At 39.6% G+C, this 18,484-nt stretch carries 20 protein-coding genes; 6 read left to right on the forward strand and 14 right to left on the reverse strand.

Annotation, left to right across the window (positions count from 1 at the left end):
* Positions 1-87: 87 nt before the first annotated feature.
* The 8 genes from ACKA06_RS08335 to ACKA06_RS08370 form a co-directional block, all read right to left on the reverse strand.
* Positions 88-927, reverse strand: coding sequence for an STAS domain-containing protein (locus tag ACKA06_RS08335; RefSeq protein WP_198257647.1), 840 nt, complete (start codon positions 925-927; stop codon positions 88-90).
* A 287-nt stretch (positions 928-1,214) separates the two neighbouring features.
* A complete protein-coding gene (locus ACKA06_RS08340; protein WP_232353647.1) occupies positions 1,215-2,042 on the reverse strand; it encodes a nucleotidyltransferase domain-containing protein in 828 nt (275 codons plus the stop codon).
* Positions 2,043-2,091: 49 nt separating this feature from the next.
* Complete coding sequence (locus ACKA06_RS08345) at positions 2,092-2,424, reverse strand: GNAT family N-acetyltransferase (protein WP_411159449.1); 333 nt, start codon at positions 2,422-2,424, stop codon at positions 2,092-2,094.
* On the reverse strand, positions 2,334-2,594 hold the full coding sequence (locus ACKA06_RS08350) for a hypothetical protein (protein ID WP_411159422.1): 261 nt from the start codon (positions 2,592-2,594) through the stop codon (positions 2,334-2,336). Before ACKA06_RS08350 ends, ACKA06_RS08345 begins: the two co-directional genes overlap by 91 nt.
* 101 nt (positions 2,595-2,695) lie before the next feature.
* Positions 2,696-3,112, reverse strand: a complete 417-nt coding sequence (locus tag ACKA06_RS08355; protein ID WP_032088615.1) for a VOC family protein — start codon at positions 3,110-3,112, stop codon at positions 2,696-2,698.
* An 86-nt stretch (positions 3,113-3,198) separates the two neighbouring features.
* Positions 3,199-3,738: a histidine phosphatase family protein gene (locus ACKA06_RS08360; protein ID WP_214874101.1), complete on the reverse strand. Its 540-nt coding sequence runs from the start codon at positions 3,736-3,738 to the stop codon at positions 3,199-3,201.
* 54 nt (positions 3,739-3,792) lie between these two features.
* Complete coding sequence (locus ACKA06_RS08365; protein ID WP_411159423.1) at positions 3,793-4,335, reverse strand: GNAT family N-acetyltransferase; 543 nt, start codon at positions 4,333-4,335, stop codon at positions 3,793-3,795.
* Between the two features lie 2 nt (positions 4,336-4,337).
* Positions 4,338-5,366 carry a serine hydrolase domain-containing protein gene (locus ACKA06_RS08370; protein ID WP_214874099.1) on the reverse strand — a complete coding sequence of 343 codons (1,029 nt, stop codon included), beginning with the start codon at positions 5,364-5,366 and terminating at the stop codon, positions 4,338-4,340.
* A 364-nt stretch (positions 5,367-5,730) separates the two neighbouring features.
* Between ACKA06_RS08370 and ACKA06_RS08375 the strand changes: the two genes are divergently transcribed.
* Entirely contained in the window at positions 5,731-5,910 is a 180-nt protein-coding gene (locus ACKA06_RS08375; RefSeq protein WP_032088619.1) for a hypothetical protein, read from the forward strand.
* 83 nt (positions 5,911-5,993) lie between these two features.
* Here the strand turns inward: ACKA06_RS08375 and ACKA06_RS08380 are convergent, their stop codons facing one another.
* Positions 5,994-7,283, reverse strand: coding sequence for a hemolysin family protein (locus ACKA06_RS08380; RefSeq protein WP_411159450.1), 1,290 nt, complete (start codon positions 7,281-7,283; stop codon positions 5,994-5,996).
* 205 nt (positions 7,284-7,488) lie between these two features.
* On the opposite strand from ACKA06_RS08380, the gene ACKA06_RS08385 reads away from it, so the two are divergent.
* The 3 genes from ACKA06_RS08385 to ACKA06_RS08395 all read left to right on the forward strand — a co-directional run bounded on the left by ACKA06_RS08385 (position 7,489) and on the right by ACKA06_RS08395 (position 11,045).
* The gene (locus tag ACKA06_RS08385; RefSeq protein WP_318293691.1) at positions 7,489-8,733 is read left to right on the forward strand and encodes an MFS transporter; all 1,245 of its coding nucleotides are present in this window, start codon (positions 7,489-7,491) and stop codon (positions 8,731-8,733) included.
* Between the two features lie 21 nt (positions 8,734-8,754).
* Positions 8,755-10,119, forward strand: coding sequence for an amino acid permease (locus ACKA06_RS08390; RefSeq protein ID WP_411159424.1), 1,365 nt, complete (start codon positions 8,755-8,757; stop codon positions 10,117-10,119).
* 86 nt (positions 10,120-10,205) lie between these two features.
* Positions 10,206-11,045, forward strand: a complete 840-nt coding sequence (locus ACKA06_RS08395) for a dimethylarginine dimethylaminohydrolase family protein (RefSeq protein WP_032088622.1) — start codon at positions 10,206-10,208, stop codon at positions 11,043-11,045.
* Positions 11,046-11,128: 83 nt separating this feature from the next.
* On the opposite strand, the gene ACKA06_RS08400 is transcribed toward ACKA06_RS08395, so the two are convergent.
* The 4 genes from ACKA06_RS08400 to spoIIP form a co-directional block, all read right to left on the reverse strand.
* Complete coding sequence (locus tag ACKA06_RS08400) at positions 11,129-11,599, reverse strand: YndM family protein (protein WP_198257653.1); 471 nt, start codon at positions 11,597-11,599, stop codon at positions 11,129-11,131.
* A 130-nt stretch (positions 11,600-11,729) separates the two neighbouring features.
* On the reverse strand, positions 11,730-13,121 hold the full coding sequence (locus tag ACKA06_RS08405; protein WP_411159425.1) for a protoporphyrinogen oxidase: 1,392 nt from the start codon (positions 13,119-13,121) through the stop codon (positions 11,730-11,732).
* 196 nt (positions 13,122-13,317) lie between these two features.
* The gene (locus tag ACKA06_RS08410) at positions 13,318-13,644 is read right to left on the reverse strand and encodes a four-helix bundle copper-binding protein (protein ID WP_032088625.1); all 327 of its coding nucleotides are present in this window, start codon (positions 13,642-13,644) and stop codon (positions 13,318-13,320) included.
* A gap of 454 nt (positions 13,645-14,098) precedes the next feature.
* Positions 14,099-15,259, reverse strand: coding sequence for a stage II sporulation protein P (gene spoIIP / locus ACKA06_RS08415; protein ID WP_032088626.1), 1,161 nt, complete (start codon positions 15,257-15,259; stop codon positions 14,099-14,101).
* A gap of 247 nt (positions 15,260-15,506) precedes the next feature.
* Between spoIIP and ACKA06_RS08420 the strand changes: the two genes are divergently transcribed.
* Positions 15,507-15,752: a hypothetical protein gene (locus ACKA06_RS08420; protein ID WP_411159426.1), complete on the forward strand. Its 246-nt coding sequence runs from the start codon at positions 15,507-15,509 to the stop codon at positions 15,750-15,752.
* A 42-nt stretch (positions 15,753-15,794) separates the two neighbouring features.
* Here the strand turns inward: ACKA06_RS08420 and mgtE are convergent, their stop codons facing one another.
* A complete protein-coding gene (mgtE, locus tag ACKA06_RS08425; RefSeq protein WP_214874095.1) occupies positions 15,795-17,153 on the reverse strand; it encodes a magnesium transporter in 1,359 nt (452 codons plus the stop codon).
* A 512-nt stretch (positions 17,154-17,665) separates the two neighbouring features.
* Between mgtE and ACKA06_RS08430 the strand changes: the two genes are divergently transcribed.
* Entirely contained in the window at positions 17,666-18,298 is a 633-nt protein-coding gene (locus ACKA06_RS08430; RefSeq protein ID WP_214874094.1) for a glycosyltransferase, read from the forward strand.
* The last annotated feature ends 186 nt before the right edge of the window (positions 18,299-18,484 follow it).

The raw sequence follows: 18,484 nt of genomic DNA on the forward strand, positions 1-18,484 counted from the left end.
GTGCTGCTTTTATGAATGAATAAAAAAATGCACAATAGCTTTATAGGGTTTACATAATAAAGTTATGATAATTTAGGATTTCGGAGACTACTTACATGGTTCAAGCACCAGATACTCCCTTAATGTCTGCTGTAATGTTCCTTTGGTCAGTGCATCCTTCTCAAAACTGACTCCTGAATGAATCATCTTTCTTACTAGATCAACCCGCAAACCGGTCATGACCGCTTCGCAGCCCATCATATTGATGCCTCCTAATAACCTTTGAAGATGGACAATAATGTCAATTTCCATCTCTGCTACCCCCGACATGTCTATGATTAAGGTTTGAATTTTCAATGAAGCGATATTCATTAATATTTTCTCTTCGATAGTCTGAATTCTGTAGGAATCGATTGTTCCAATCAGGGGAAGTACTGCAATCATAGAACTGATCGGAATGATCGGAACCGATAAATGCTCAACAAGCTTTCTTTGTGATAAGAGCTGCTGATCCTTAAAATCAGAATAACTGATAAAAAAGTTGTTCAAGAAACGATCAACATTATCATTGATCCTTTTTTCCAATTCGTAAAATTCTTCCCGGTCTGTTTGGGTTTCATACATTTTGTCATATTCATAAAGAAAGTGCCATAATGTACGTCTTATTGCCTGCACCCATTCAAGCTTAAATGCAAGGGTAAGTGAATGTTCCGCCCAGGCTACGCCTTCGATTTTGGCGAATTCCTCCAATTCTTTCTCATGACTCTCTGCGATATATACGACCAATTTTTCTGCATTTTTAAGAAGGTCGATATTTCCTTTCTTTAATATATCATCGATCTTGCTCCCTACATTCACTGCTTCGGAAAGCAGTTTATCCTGAAAATTTTTCCGATTTGCCACTATAAAGGCCGAAATTTCTTTCTTGTCTTCGAAAGTGGTTCCCATAAAAAACTCCCCTTTAAATTATGGTTATATATTTTTCATTCGACAAAATAAACTGAAAACCCTTCCATCGATTCAAAAATAATACTAAGCCATAAAATTTGCTGATTTGTTTGATGAATGATAAAAAGTCTCGTCAATATCTTAAGGTTGTTTTAAGTCACACAAAAAAAGGAAGCTTAAGCAAAATCGCTTTTCTTCCTGATTTTTCGGCATAATAATAATGCCTTTTCAATAGTTTTCTTATCATGAATGATTTCCTCTACCTTGATAGAGGATTCAATTTCCTTTTACTTGATATATTTTAGCTTTTTCTTTATTTCACTGTTTATCAAATGAGGATACTGCATTTCCACCAGAGTTATTGTTTCCTCAACTAACGTATTAAGGTCCTCTAAACTTTTCTCAATTCTCCCTGATAGGATATCAGACAATCTCTCGTACAAATTACTTGGTCTATCATCCATAAGCTCAATACTTTTCTCCAACCATTTAAATGCCGGATGATGAACATATATTTTATTAAGGCCAAATAATAGACCTAAAAGTTTTTTCTCAACATCGCAAATAACACTATACAGCATAAGCCAGTCTTGACGATCCAGAAGCGCTTCCCGATTATGCCATCGATTTCCAAAGTCCAGGTTTTCCAGGATCATTTCTTTCGTTAACTCTTCCGGATATGTATGGACGGTATTTTTCAATTGAGTGATTTTCTCTTTCCCAAACAATGACTGGCCATAATAAACCGAAGCCGCAATGCATTGTTTATCATAATCTGTCTCACTCCTGATTACTATATCATTAATCATCTTATCTACGGATGAGGTAAGGAAACTGCTGATTTCGAGTTTTACACCATCATTTGTCAGATACGCTTCTGACCATTCCTCATCTTCGTATGGATGAAAGGAAAGAATTTCACCTTCTGCTTTCTCTATTGGGGCAAGCCTATCTTCGTTGCTCGGAGGCTCATTCCATAAAATATGCAATTCAATATCCGAATGCTCGTCTTGCCAGCCCCTCGACACAGACCCAGCAAGCAGAATTGCTTCTACCTTTGGATTTTGTTTATAGATTTCTGCCATTTCAAGGGATTTAATTTTTAATTTGTCCATGATGACTTACCTCGTTTCATAGTTGTTCGTTCAATAATGTGTTTCGATATCAGCGGATTAAAAGTTTAGACATATAATACTCATCATGATAATCACCATTTATTATAAGAGAGTTCCTCTTTGTACCTTCCACTTGGAACCCGCACTTTTTGTAGAGTGCTATGCCAGGTGTATTACGGGTAACGGCGGTCAGCTCCAACCTTGAGATGCCGTGTATTACCGCCCATTCCTCAACAGCCTGAAAAAGCAGTGTTCCCGCACCCTGACCTCTATACTCCTTTAAAATACCGGCTACCAGATAGCCGAATGTTTCTTCCTTTGAGCAGAACCTCCAAGCGCAAAAAGGTATCCAATCATGACGCCTTCTTTCTCTGCAATTAATATCACAGCATTCTCCTGCTTTTCAACTTTTTCTATCATCGTTGTTTGCTTCTCCAAAGTCATTTGACGTTCCCCGGGCGCCATCAGCATGAATTCGGACTGATTCTCAACATTCATGATTAAATGTAATAACTCTTCTGCTTCTTCCTTTTTGACTGGTCTAATATTCATGTGAACACTCCATCTATCTTTCTATAAAAATTCTTAGACTATTTATCTAACATCCCTATGAAGGTTTAAACACTTCCAGAGATTCCTAATCCTTGTGACAGTTATTTCTTGATCATCATTTCTTTAAAAAACGGGCTCAACTCGCTCCACACGTCAAATCTGTTTCCATCAGGATCGGTAAAGACGAAATTTCTGCCTGCATGTCCTCTGTTCTCTATGTCCCCCACCATGATCCCTTTCCGATTCAATTCACTATGAAGCGAATTCAATGCATCCATACCCTCTACCTCAAACGTCATTGAAAATCTTATTCTTCCATTATGATCTTGAAAGTTCGCCGTTTCTCCTTCCTTTGCTTTTACAAGGAACAGACTATGATTTGCCAACTCAAGAATGGCTTTTTCTCCATCTTTATAGTTCAAGACCGCCTCCAGGTTAGCTGAGTACCACGATGCAGCTTTTTCCACGTCACTAACGGGTATATAGGTGGTTCCCACCCTCATTAACTTATTTTTCATCCCGTTACCCCCTCATTCATAATATAATGTTTCTATCATTACAAATTACAAATTACGAATTAAACATATAAAAGGCAAATTGAAAACTATTGTTGATAATTAACGAACTTATATGTTTTGAAACTGCCATTATCAGATGAATACCTCAAAATATTTTGATCTTCAGGCACGCCCTCGAAATAAGCCCCTATGCCTCCAGTGGTACACCTGTGACCAGATAAGAGGATATTTACCCTTTCATCAGCGTGCTTTTCCTGAAGCTCCCCCATAAAACTGAAGATTCTCCTTATGAAGTCATGAATATCCTCCATTCCTCTATATATAGTTCTGTCTGGCAGTATCCCATTCAGCTTGACTTCGTGCTTTCTGAGTCCATCTGCTTCACCTAAATCGAATACATTCAGACGCTCCTCGATAATTGGCTGAACACTTGTAGAAATCTCCGCGGTCTGTATGGCTCTTTCCTGAGGTGAAGAAAAAACATAGTCGAATTTAACTTCCTTGAAATGTTCTCTTAGTGATTTTGCCTGCTTAATTCCATCTGTGTTTAATGACAATCCGTTCCTCCCCTGCAGCCGGTCTTCTTTGTTTAGGTCTGTTTGTCCGTGCCTTACAACATATAGCAAGCCCATCCGCCACCTTTAATAGAAATTTTGTTTTTAAAAAAGCCTCTATACATTTTAAAGTTTATTCTCGGTTTCCAATACACTATAAACAGCAGAATCCCGCCATCCGCTTTTAATCAAAAGGTTTTCGCGCAGAATCCCCTCTTTTCTCATGCCGATTTTCTCTAAGACTTTGGAAGAGGCAATATTATTGGGATCACAGGTGGCTTGTATCCGATGTAAATGGAAGTGTTCAAATCCTATGTTGAGCACCTGTTCAGCTGCCTCAGTGGCTATGCCTATCCCCCAATAATCCGGATGGATGATGTATCCAATTTCACCGTTTTGGAAATCACCGATTTTCAGTTCTATTGCTCCAATTAACCGGTCATCTTCCTTACTCACAACTGCAAACATAAACCTTGTTCGAGGATTTTTTTTATGATCAGTAAGGACTTCACTCACAAACGTTTTCGTTTCCTCGACGGTGTTCGGTCCCCAGGGCTGATACCTGCAAACGACTTCTTGTGACGCGTAATCGTGAATCATTCTCCAATCACTTTCCACCAACTCACGGAATATCAATCGCCCGGTTGAGAACTTATGATTTGGAATCATCATCATTCCCCCATTCGCTTCATTAAAATGGAATTTACTATATTCCCGAAATTTTTAATGTCCCTTAGGTAATCATATCCGGGAGGGTTTCCACGCTTGTTATACATTCTTACAGCCACGGCGTCATACTTCGGGATGACCAGGCACGTACAGCCTGACGCCCCAAGAATCTGGTAAGAGCCTTGCGGTACTTCCTCACCAAGCTCACTTTTTTCATATTGATTCTCATTACGGAACCAAAAGAATCCATTCTCCGGGGTGTTCTTCAGCTTGACAGGTGTTTGAATCGAAGTTGTCATCTCGAAAAGGGCTGCGGGAAGAACTTGTTTTTGGCCGATTCGACCATTATGTAAATGGAAATACCCCCAATGTGCGAGCTCTCTTGTACTGACAAATAAATTTTTTTCAAATCCGGTGGGATCTTCGAGCCGGATACTTGGTTGATTTTGTTCATTCACATCAGCCGTGAGATGCAGGGAAGGTTCCGATTCCCATCCTGTTTCTCTTAATTGAAGAGGGTTGAACACATATGCCTTGAGAATTTCACTTACTGTGGTACCCGATACCTTCATTAATATTTTATACAACAGCGAAAGACCTGCCCCGTTGTATTCCCAGACTGTACCTGGACCGGCTGATTTAATCACATCCGGGAAATCATCATTCAGACCATGTGTGTGTGTGACAAGATGCCGGATCGTTATTCCTTCCCAGAGGTCATTGTCCCCTAGATAAGCAGATACCGCATCATCTATATCTTTAATTTTCCCTTCATGCAACATGATGGCTGTTGCAAGTCCTATATAGCTTTTACGCACGGAAAAAACGTTAAACCGTGTATTTTCATCAATTTTTCTATATGAAGATGGATCCTTCCCTTCATACCATTCCCCGATTACTTCATTCCCCTGAATTATGTAAACTGAGCTTGCGGTGGCAAAGATTTGATCCTTCACCTTCTTAACGTATCTGTAGAGGCTTTGCATTTCATTACATTCTTTGCTGATCAGCTGTTCTTGGACCTTATTCATTTTCCCATCTCACCCGAAGATTTATTTTTTTGCCTGAATTGCCTGAAGCAATATCGGCAATGATTTGATTGCATATAATGATCCAAGACCAATAATTCATGTTAACCTCTCCTCTTGATCCTTTTATTGAACACACAGTGTCATGGATTTCTAAACTAAATTTTACCATATTCTTGTATGTAATTGCCCGATTAATACAAATATTCACGTAAGTCTTGTCATATTATTTTTACTGTTACAACTGATGCAGCTTAAATTGTCAAAAATATTAAAATTTTATAACATCAAAGTGTAATAACTTGAAAAAACATGCTTATAATGATTATAATAATCTTAATCAATATTCAAGGAGTGGATGGATTGAATGGACACCCACAGGAGTAAAAAAATTTCTAAACTTTACAGAAAGATGATTACTTCTGAAAAGACGAAGGCCTTCCTGATTTATAAAGGGCTCGATGAGAAAACAAAAGAGGAATTGCATACGTTCATGAAAGACATGAATTCCCCTCATTATGAAATGCTCATAGATAAAACAATCTGATCAAATACGTCTACAAACATATAAATTATTCAGAAAATGCAAAGAAGGCTTGAGTCACTGCTCAAGCCTTTTTTGCTGTCATGCTATTTTTTTACATCTAGATAATGAATGTGATGACCGTCGCCTTCGTGTACCGAAAACAAATAGCCGTTATCTGTTTTGACTTCTTTATTCTGCTGATTCATGCATTCCTCAAGATACCATCCTCCGATTGTGTCGATGCTGTCATGATGAATATTCGTATCAAGCAGACCATTCACTTCGTGTAGCAGCAATTTTGCATCAATGATGTAGTGGTTTTCATCTATTTTCTGAATTTCAGGGATTTCATCCTCGTCAAATTCATCTCTTATCTCACGGACGATTTCTTCAATAATGTCCTCGACGGTCACTAATCCTGAAGTACCGCCATATTCATCGAGCAGAAGTGCAATATGGATCCGTTCTTTTTGCATTTTGACCAGGAGGTCGTGAATGGGTATGGTTTCAATAACCCTTATAAGGGGATTTATGAATGGTACAAGACTGTCCTCTTCAAAATTTTTCATCATGTTTGCCGTTAAAAATTCTTTAACATTGATAAATCCGTATACACGATCTTTGTCCCCATCCTCTACAACGGGATAACGGGTATAATGTTCGGAAGAAATAATGCCTTTTACATCTTCAAATGTAGCATCTTTTGAGATGGTCACCATCTCTGTGCGCGGAACCATGATTTCACGTGCAATGCGTTCATCAAACTCAAAAATATTATTTACATACTTAAGTTCTGATTTGTTGATTTCTCCACTCTCGTAACTTTCTGACAGCAGTATCCGGAGTTCCTCCTCGGAGTGAGCCAATTCATTTTCAGATGCCTGTTCTATGCCAAATACACGTACCACCGTTCTTGCTGAACCATTCAACAGCCAGATAAACGGAAACATGATCTTATAAAAGAGGATGATCGGACCCGAAAAAAGCAGAGTAATTGTTTCCGCTTTTTGAATGGCTACAGTCTTCGGAGCAAGTTCACCGATCACCACATGAAGAAATGTAACCAGTGAAAATGCTATCCCGAACGATAATATTTCAGTTAATGACTCATTTAATGAAAAATAGTTAAATATAGGATGCATCATAGCCTCAATAGTGGGTTCCCCAAGCCAGCCAAGACCCAATGCAGTTACAGTTATCCCGAGCTGACATGCAGATAGATATTCATCAAGATGCGAGACTACCTTCTTAGCGGAAACTGCTCCTTTCTTTCCTTCGGTTATAAGCTGATCAATTTTCGACGTCCTTACTTTGACTATTGCAAATTCTGTCGCAACAAAGAAAGCAGTCAGTGCTATCAATAAAAAAAGCAGAAACAGATTTAGTGCCATTATGTAAAGTCCACCTCCTGTATATTAAATATGATATTTACTGCTTGCCACCCGCACTTATTCATTCCACTAAATGTTTGTTTTAATACCTTTCCCTGTCCTCAAGGAACATCCTCAAATGGAATTAATTAGCCAAGCAGCAAGTGTATGAATTATTGTCTTTGACCAAATACTTTAGTTGTAAATTTAATCATTCAGAGGTGGCACCATGGACGTTAAAACCAAGGAAACAAACAAAGTCAGTAATTGGTGTGTCGTCAGTATGGCTTCAATCCCATTAGTCATGACACTGGGCAATTCTATGCTGATTCCTGTACTGCCCATATTCGAAAAGAAAGTGGGTATTTCATCTTTTCAAACTAGTATGATCATTACTTCTTATTCAATAGCTTCCATCTTCCTCATCCCCATCGCCGGATATTTATCTGACCGCTACGGAAGAAAAATAGTGATTTTGCCGAGTTTGATTTTTGCTCTTATTGGGGGACTTATAGCCGGATATGCTTCATGGAAAATAAATGAGCCATTTACCTGGATTATCATTGGCCGTGTACTTCAGGGAATCGGAGCTGCAGGTGCTGCGCCAATCATCCTGCCTTTGGTCGGGGACCTTTATAAAGATGATGATGAAAAGACAAGTTCATGCCTTGGGATCATAGAAACGTCAAATACCTTCGGAAAAGTACTCAGCCCAATACTCGGGGCGGCGTTTGCCGCTTTTTTATGGTATCTTCCATTTTTTTCGATTTCATTTTTCAGCCTGATTTCTATCTTACTGGTCATTTTTTTCATTAAAATACCAAAGAAAAAAGAAGAACCGCCTGCTTTAAAAGAGTTTATGAAAAACACCAAGAAAATCTTTAAACATGAAGGAAAATGGATATTCACCATTTTTGTCATAGGGATTTTTGTTATGTATGTACTTTTTGCTGTTTTATTCTTCCTGTCCGACATTCTTGAAAAAACGCATAATTTATATGGGGTAAAAAAGGGTTTCGTCCTTTCGATACCACTACTCGCCTTATGTTTTTCATCTTTCATAACTGGGAGGAAAATAAAGGGTGATCTTAAAATGATGAGAAAAATCATGTTGGTTAGCCTGACTGCCATAGCATTGAGTGTTTCCTTTGTTGGCTTTGTAAATGACCGTCTGATCATTCTCCTTGCAGTCACGAGTTTTCTTGGCCTTGCTATAGGATCACTTCTTCCTACACTTGATGCAATCATAACGGAGAATATTGAGAAAGAAGAACGCGGTACGATTTCTTCCTTTTATAGTTCATCTCGTTTTATTGGTGTAGCTGCAGGCCCTCCACTGATGTCGATTTTCATGAGGGATTTTCTTAATGGAAGTTTCATTGTGGCAGGGATCATTTCATTTGCGGTTGCTGCCTTGGTTTACTTTTTCATCAAGACAGAGGAAAAGCCCCGCTTAAAAGAAGCAACCGTTTAGCATTTTGAAAGGAGAGTCTTGATGGCAGAACAAACTGGAGGATGTAAAGATGTAACTAATTCTGAATCCACAGGTACAGGCACCATGAGCTGGTGGCACCTTACACTGATCGGAGCAGGCTGTACAATCGGGACTGGATATTTTTTAGGTTCTGCAATCGGGATAAAGTATGCCGGTCCCTCTTTTGTCATCTCATTCATTGCAGCTGGAGCAGGGACGTATATTGTTTATTATCATCTCGCAAAAATGACGGCAGAAGATCCTCAAGAAGGTTCTTTTTGCTATTATGCTGCGAAAGCATTTGGTAAATGGGCAGGATTTTGCTGCGGTTGGATGTATTGGTGGTCGAATATATTAATTATGGGCAGTCAGCTTACAGCGCTGGCCCTTCTTTCTCAATTTTGGTTCCCCTGGATCCCTCTATGGCTGCTTGCAGGTGGATACGGCATACTATCCTTATTGATAATGCTGTTGGGAACCAAGAGTTTTGATAAAGCAGAAAATTTATTTGCAGTAATCAAAACCTCGGCAATCATCATGTTCATTGTTATTGCAGCCCTTGCTCTCTTTGGTGTAATGGAAGGCGATGGGAAAATACCGAATTTTACATATCGAAGTTCAACTTTGCTGCCAGAGGGGTTCAAGGGGTTATGGTCCTCCTTGATTTATGCTTTTTATGCATATGGGGGAATTGAAGTCATAGGATTGATGGCTCTCCAGTTGAAGAAAAAGAAGGATATCGTAAAAGCGGGAAATGTCATGTTGATTATTTTGACAATCATTTATGTTACTTCGTTGACATTTGCAGTTTTACTCATAGCAACTGATGCTTTCAACGACAAAGAAAGTCCTTTTGTTACAGCATTGAGTCTGTATGATCTTCCTTTTTTTCCGCATGTTTTTAACGGAGCAGTCATCATTGCCGGCTTCTCAGCTCTTACTGCTGCTCTTTTCGCTGTGACGAATCTGTTGGTATCGCTTGCCAAGGATGGGGAAGCTCCTATCATCTTTAAAAAGAAACTTAAGACACCCAGGGATCTACCCCTTCCCTCTTTGTTGCTGGCAACTGCCGGAATGATTGCTTCTGTAGTTGCAGCTATGCTCTTACCGGGAAAGGTATATGAATATTTAACAACGGCAGCCGGAATACTGCTTATATATAATTGGGCATTCATTATCCTATCAGCCTTTAAGATTTTAAATCAAAAGGTATTCGGGAAAGCAATGGGGATACTTGGTTTATGCTTTCTATTTCTGGCTGTATCCGGGACAATTTTAGAAAAGAGCATCAGATTCGGTTTTTACGTATCTTTGGCAGTCGTCCTTATGACTGCAATAGCTGCCTTCTTGATGAATAAGAGATGGAAAATGGAAGAGCTAGCGTGAAAGTCCAATGATGTATGGTACGACTGGATATGAGTATGATAATGAACAAGAAGGATGATTAATGATTCCTTAAAGGAGGGTTTTCCATGAAACAAATACAACTGAGTTGTCCTAATGAATTTTCTCCTCTTAAAGAAGTAATTTTGTGTGAACCGACTTATATGAAAATACAAGATATCATCAATGAAACTCAACGACGTTACCACAAGGAGAACATTGATGTAGATAGAGCCGTCGAACAGCACAATAAGTTTCATGAAATTTTAAGAGAAAACAACATAACGACCCATCTGCTCTCTCCAAAGAACACATTTCCCGAACAAGTCTTCACAAGGGATATCGGGTTCACGGTTGGCAGGACTTTATTCATTTCTGATATGAAAATGCCCGTCAGGCAGGGTGAAGAAATTGAACTGAGAAATTGGCTATCAGCCAGGGGAATGTCGTACATAGACTTGGTTGAAGATGAAACGGAGGGCGGTGACGTTCTGGTACACGGGAATACGGTATATATTGGTCTGAGTGACAGGACAACTTTTGAAGCTGTGGAAAGAATTCAATCTTATCTACCCGACTATAATGTCATACCGCTGCCGATACATGAAGATATTTTACATCTTGATTGTATTTTCAATATTATTTCAGACAATGAGGCACTCATTTACCGTGAAGGACTTCGGGGAGATGATATCACCCGCCTGTCGTCGCAATTCGACTTGATTGATGTTTGCAGGGAAGAACAATTTACCATGGGGGTGAATGTACTTTCGATAGGTAATAAGAAAGTCATCAGTCTCCCGATTAATAAAGGGGTCAATAAAGAACTGCGCGACCGCGGATTTGAAGTAATCGAAGTGGAGTTCGATGAAATCATCAAATCAGGCGGCTCGTTCAGATGTTGTACGCTGCCACTACTGCGTGGATGATCCTGCAAATCAGCTGAGGGCTCGTTCTGTCCTGTATAAAATAAAACGCACTGGAGTATCTGTTGATGTCCAGTGCATTTTATTTATTCCTTGTCCCTGTTTTTAAGATGAAATTCATCCGTAAGTTTGGTTGGGAATTCGGGATGGATCTGTTCTGAAGCTTCGGTCTGGTATCGGAGATTTTTGGGGGCTCTCCTTGCTTTTCGCCGGTTCGGCAAAACGTTCTGAACGACATACTGATGATAAAACAATTCAAACACCATAACAGCAAGTGCGGCAAGAACCGATCTAGTCAGGTATGGACCTCCATCAGTCATGCCCCCACTCATAAAGTATATGAGTATGAATGCCAGACCCAGATCAGCTAGTGAGGCTACTGTATTACTGGTTCTCGGAAGCAGAAAAAGATCTCCGAGTAAATAAGCGGCCCCCCCCAATACTAAAGACATCGAGAAAATATCTCCGAATGTGATGCCTTGAACACCTCCAAGGACTAAAAATAAAAGGACAAACGTTGCCACAAATTTTATGGCAAATGCTTTTACATGCTTCATGCGTAATCCCTCCTGCCCTTAGGTTTCTCTTTTTATGTAAGATTATGCTTAATGATTGCTCGGATTTTCGGCAGGTAGAAAATAAACAAAAAGACTTGAACCCATTAAAGGATCCAAGCCCCTTTCCTATTTATTGAGTCACTTCTTTAAGGATCGATTCAGCAGTCTGTTTACCATTTTTTATGCAGGCACCGATCCCTACACCGAAATAAGATGCTCCCGCCAGCAGCACATTAGGATATCTCCTCTGTATAGAATGCTGCAGAGCTTCCACCACCTGGCTGTGCTGCAAATGATAGTTCGGCATAAGTCCGCTCCAATTTGTAACTTCTACAGACACGGGAGTCCTATCGATCCCCAGGCTCTTCGAAATATCTTTGAGGGCAGTCGCAGTAAGAGCTTCTTCAGTTAAGTTCTTTAATTCTTTATAATGAGGGTTTGAACTTTTATAAAATAACCTTACCAGCAGCTCGTGATCCTTCGAGGTGTGATCCCATTTTCGGCTGGTCCAGGTACACGCGTCACACAGCACATCGCTGCCATGTGATGTGATAAATCCGGTCCCATCTGCAGGAAGAAGATCATCTTTTGCATTGAAACCAACATAGATGCTGGTAAGGGATGAATTCTTCAACTGATTGAAATGAACATCCAATTGAGGATCCCTTATAATTTTTTGAGTAACATCATGTGTAGTTGAAAAAACGACGTAATCTGCCTTTATCTTTGTTCCTTCTGCTATAGTCAGTTCATATTCTTCACCACTTTTTTTCAGTTCAATAAGTTCAGCACCGTTCAGGATGTCAGCTTCCTTAATGATATCTTCCATCCGCTCTATCATGGTAGATAAACCGTTTTTAAAAGAGATGAATTTTCCTTTACTTGAACTTTTGAATTTATGTTTATTTTCGCCGAGACCTTTTATAATACTTCCATACCGATTCTTATATTCCAGGAGATAAGGAAGTGTGGAGGCCATCGTCAGTTCATGCAGCTTTCCTGAATAAACACCCGACAATACAGGAGCGATTTGATTCTCGACAAGCTCCCTGCCAAAAAAAGCTTCAAGAAATTGACCTATAGAGCTGTCTTTAGTGAACTGTGTATTGGGAGTCTCCAGCTCCTTCATCGCCCTGCGCTTTCCTTCTTCAGATATGAGGGTACTCTCCATCAATGATTCTACACTCATGGGTATGCCGAAAATCGTATCTTCCGGAATTTTGTGCAGTTTTCCATATGTATAGATATAGGAAGTCCCTGTTTTGTTATAGACAAGTTCATCTTGAAGTTCCAATTCCTCTATAAAAGGCAGAACGCCTTCATTCCGTGCAACAATTGAATCAGCACCGGTCTCCATGATGAAGGGGTGATCTTTCACCGTCTTTATTTTTCCGCCAAGCTCCTTATCTCGCTCAACAAGTGTCAACTCGATATCCACATTTTGTTCTCTTTTCAATTTATCTAAATGGTATAGTGTTGTCAGCCCGGTAACTCCCCCGCCAACTATAACAACCTTTTTCATATTCCTTCACTCCAAATGCAGGTTTATACCAATAGCCTATCATTTTTCATAGTGAAATCATAAACAAATAGGTAAATTATTGTGTCATTTTATTGAAGGTCTATGTATTGTTAAATGGATTCGGCTTGAAAATAAATGCCCATCCTGCCATAAGGGAAGATGCTGGAGGATGGGCATATACTTTTTACAACAGCAATTATGCGATTTTCCTGCACTCGTCTGCACACTTGAGGCAGGCATCCGCGCATTTTTGACAGTGGTCATGGTCGTGCTTTTTACATTCGTTTCCGCAAGCTTCACAAATACTTGCGCATACTGAAGCAAGTTCGGATGCAAAAGGGGTTCCTCTTACAAGAGCTTGTTCCAAAAATCCGCACATGTCTGAACATTCCCGGTCCAATCGGATGCAATCAGCCATCATTTTAACATCATCTTCTCCGAGGCAAGCGTCGTAACAATGGTTACAAGCTTCCATACATTCATGTAATGTTTGTACTAACGATTGATACTTTTCATGTGACATTTTACAATTCCTCCTTTAATATTTTGCGTTCATTCTTCTTTATCCGTGTTTTACCTCAACTAAACAAATTTACCAGAATTCAATTGAATTACTTGCTTGTTGATCCGGATAGAATATAGTTTCCCTGATATATTGCAGAAATTATGCAAGTTGCATTATATTATTTAATATTAACTAAATATAAACGAGTCACTATTGCTTCACCTTCAGACAAAATCTTCTAGGTCGTATATTTTTTCACCTAACTATCACTTCCTCAGAAATTCATGAAAGAGTATTTCCACAAACTTCTTCTGAAGATTCCAATGACGAACCCGCCGCTAAGCCAGAAATACCGTCAAAACAAAAAAAGTGACAATCCATTTAAATTGTCACTTCTTTTAAAATGTGATCTTATTTTATTTTGTTACCGAAAACAGGACCCGTTATCTAGGTACGGAAGCTTTTGTCCATATCATCCGTTTACTTCAACAACATCCTGTTTATAATATTTCGCAAAGATTTCAGCAAATGCTTCTGTGGAATTGTAAAGTTCTACTAAGTTGTTTTCCACTCCCCCGAATTCGAGGAGCATGGCTCTTTCTGTCAGATCTTGATTGTAAACTCCATTCCCTTCAGCTTTTGTTTTAACAAATACGCCCCTGCTGATCCCGGGATACTTCTCTTCTAGGGCACTATTCAGTTCTTTCGCGATAGCCAGGTTTTTTTCGAAATTTTTGTTTTCTTTTCCGACTATAAAAAACAATCGCGCATACTGTTTTCCATTGATTGTCTTGGTCGTAATGTCACGGGGCTGGGAATCCCTGTGTATATCAATCAGGTAATTGAGGTCATCGTTTCCGGCCAGTGCTTCCTGGACCTGCTCCCTGGATAATTTATACGATTCATAATACGTCCAATTTTTATCTTTTAATGCCTGTGTAGCATCTGTTTTATCCTGTACAGCCCCTATCCCTCTTTTTGCGAGTTCTTGCTGAAGCTTGGAGCCGATGGCTAATACATTTACTTTTTCATTTGTACTTGCGGGATCCTTTGATTGGTTGTTTTTAATCAGGGGACTGAAGGCTTCCCAGCTGTGTGAATGATAGATAAAGACAGACTTTTTATCGACCTCTTTGAACTCGTCGCCGCTTTCGCCGTTCGCCCGGTCAATCTGGTGCTGATCGATTTCCTGATTCTTTAATTGTTCATCGGTCGGTGCAGGCGACTCTACAGGGAGATTTGTAATATCAGTCCCTTTCCCCGCCACCGCAATTTGTGTGTGATAATTTTCAATCCCGGGTATCTCCCTTCCAAATAGACTCCGGGGGTCAAACAACGAGACATTTGTTACGCTTTCCAGCCAATCAAAATCAGACTCCAATTCTTCTTCGTTCAATACTCTTAACGGGGTAATTTCTTCAGAAATAAGTTTTAATAGTGTTTCTTTTGGAACCATATCAGATACTGTGGTGTAAAACAGCGTGTCCACTTTCAATTTAATCGCCGTGGCAGAAATAAGCCAGACAGAAACATAAAGGAGGATGATCCCAAGAACGATCATTCTTGCCAGTGATTTAACAGTCACGAATACTAGTAAGGGTAAGGTGCCATCTTTTCTGGATTTGTACGCCATGAATGAACTCCTATACTTATAAGATTTACTAGTTCACTATATGCGCACTGAGGTGAATATAGAATGTTTACAATGGAATCAATGTTGAATACAGCCGATTAATCTGGTGAATATAGTGGTTATTGCTTAATGGGTATATAAATGTTCTATTTTATGATATAATGAATACTTAATCAAGAATAAATTATTTTGGGTCTACGAGACTGTATTTAGTCAACCCCTCTATAATGTAGAAGGGAGACGTTTTATGTCATTCGATACAATTGTACGAATGCTGAAAACACAAGTGGACTTCAAAGAGAGTGAGATCGTTCATACGTTCCACTCCACAACCAAGACACCGATATTGTCTGTTATTTACCACTTTGACACCGAAACGTTCTTGCTGACTTATAATGATACACAGCAAACAGAGAAATTTACAAATATAAATGAGTTGGCAGGCATCATAGAACGATATCTAAATAAACAGCCATTGGAAGTAAAATCATAAATAAAACCGCCGCATTGCAAACAGCAATGCGGCGGTTTTCAGTTAGGATAACTTTGAAATAAACATACTTGCTATGCCAAAATACACAAGAAGGGAAAAGATATCATTTATCGTTGTAATGAGGGGGCCCGAAGCAACCGCGGGATCTATATTGAACTTGTACAGGACAAGCGGGATGATTGTTCCTGCAAGTGTACCGATAATCAGGGTGATTAATAATGAACTGCCCACGACTATCCCAAGGATCAAGCTGCCCTGCCAAATAAACGCAATGATAGAGATCAAAATGGCACAAGTAAGCCCTATGATGATGCCTACCCATAATTCACGGAATATCAGCTTCACCACTTGTTTGACATCCAAATCTTGAGCCACCAACCCCCTTACCACCACCGCAAGCGACTGTGTTCCTGTATTCCCTGTCATCCCGGCAATCATCGGCATAAAAAATGCAAGAGCAACGGCTGATTGCAATGTTTCTGAAAAGCCATCGATTATGCTCCCTGAGACAAGCCCGATCAAAAGCAGTAGAATGAGCCACGGCAATCTTCTGTAAGCAGCAACGAGAGGTTTTGTCTTGAAATCAATCGCTTTACCGGAAGCCGAGAGTTTTTCAATATCCTCGTTTGCCTCCTGGATCACGACGTCGAGGATATCATCGACGGTAATGACGCCCATCAATTTGTCATTGTCTTCAATCACGGGAATCGATACAAAATCATAGCGGCTGATCAATTTGGCCACATCCTCCTGATCCGTAAGGACATCAACCTTGACCACCCTTGTAAACATGATATCTTCTATTTTGTCCTGCATTTCTCCAAGAAGCAGATCTTTGTATGATACAACTCCTACCAGCTTCTTACCTTCATCGATAACGTAAAGGTAGTTCAAATACTCTGCGAGTTCTGCAAAGTCTTTTAATTTATCAACCGCTTCTCGGACCGTATAATGCTTAGAAATCCATACGAAACGGTTATTCATCAGGCGCCCCGCTGATTCAGCCGGATATTTCATCATGTACTGAACCATATCCGATTCTTCTTTTTTCATTTCGGACATCAGTTCTTCGATTTGTTCCGGTTCAAGGTCGGCTAAGAGTGTGGTCAAGTCATCATTTTCCATCAGATCAAGGACTTTTGTCGACTTCTCAATCCCCAATTTCTGAAGGACTTCGAGCTGATCTTCTTTCGACAATTCCTCCATCAGCTCTTTAAGTTGTGCCAGCGTTAAGTATAAAAGGAATTTATTTCGATGCTTTGCTGGTAAATGCTGATACTGCTGAGCCACATCATATGGCTGCAGCTCGTCTATGATATCCAGAAAAACCCTTCTTTTTCCGTCTTTCAAGCTCTGAATGATTTCATGCATCAATTCGTTTTCAGAAGGCCGCATCTGCATCCATCTCACCTCTCTATGCCTGCATTGTATTGTTATAATACCCATAATGGTCAATGTTGAACAAATATGGTCAAAACAAAAATGGCAAAAGAGCTCCTGACGGCGCAGAAGCTCTTTTGCCTAACGAACAAATAAGGAGGTACTCTTGTCTATACGGCGGAAGTATATAGACGAGAAAACTTTTTATGGGTAAAACGAATGAGGCTTTTCTTTTACGGTGACTAAAGGATTTTAAAAAAGCCGCTTTTCGAAGAGCCGAATTCTTTTTTACCGATTTGTTTGTTTCTCTACTTCACTATATGTACAACCCTTAAGGGGTGTGCAGACAAGCATATTCTTTTTCTGAAAATGGTCATTTCCCCATCAAGATGCAATTTTTTTCACCTGGGGGCAATTTTTTGCACCTTGAGGCAATTTTCTGCATCTTGATGCAAAATCTTCTTCATCTTTTTAGGATGAACCCGCTTTTTTGGTAAAGAATAGAATTGACAATAAACTAGGAGTGGATAAAAGTGAAAAAATACCTCATTGTATCAATGGCTATTCTTATGACTTTAACGCTGTCACCCAATCTCTCAAAAACCCAGGCTGTCAATAATGAGTGTCTTAATCCCGCTGCCCAAAAGTTAAAGGAGGACATGCGCCTCCTCTGGAACGATCATGTCATTTGGACACATAACTATATTGTCAGTGCCGTTGACGGTTTGGAAGAGCAAGATAAGGTGCTTGAAAGACTTCTTCAAAATCAAAAAGACATTGGAAATGCATTTAAACCTTTCTATGGGGAGAAATCTGGAAACAGGCTTGCTGATTTGTTGACAGGACACATTGTCCTTGCAGGGAAGATTGTTGAAGCTGCAAAAGCAGGAAAACAAAAAGAAGTGGAACAACTAAATAAAGAATGGTATCGGAACGCTGACGATATCACCTTGTTGTTGACATCTGTTAACCCGGCATGGAGTGAAAAAGAGTTGAAGGAACTTCTATATATGCATCTTGATTTTGTCACGAAAGAAGCAGTAGCCCGTATTCAGAAAGATTGGGTGAAGAATATCCAAACCTTCGATAAAGGCCGGGCGCATATTTTTCACTTGTCTGATGCTTTGTCTGCAGGGATCGTAAAACAGTTTCCAAAGACTTTTTGAATAGGGCTCTTTTCGCATACTTTGTTGCTATACAGACAAGAAAATACCGGAACTTGGGTATTTTCGGGTTGTCCGTCCGTCTCTAGTTTAAACTTGAGTTCGGAAAGAGCACGTACACAAGTTCCTTTCAGGTTACAACTCTATTTACGAAAAGCAACAATCTTTTAGAAAACAGCCTTGAATAAA

It is taken from the genome of Rossellomorea oryzaecorticis, assembly GCF_045897515.1.
GTDB classification, from domain to species: Bacteria; Bacillota; Bacilli; order Bacillales; family Bacillaceae_B; genus Rossellomorea; species Rossellomorea enclensis.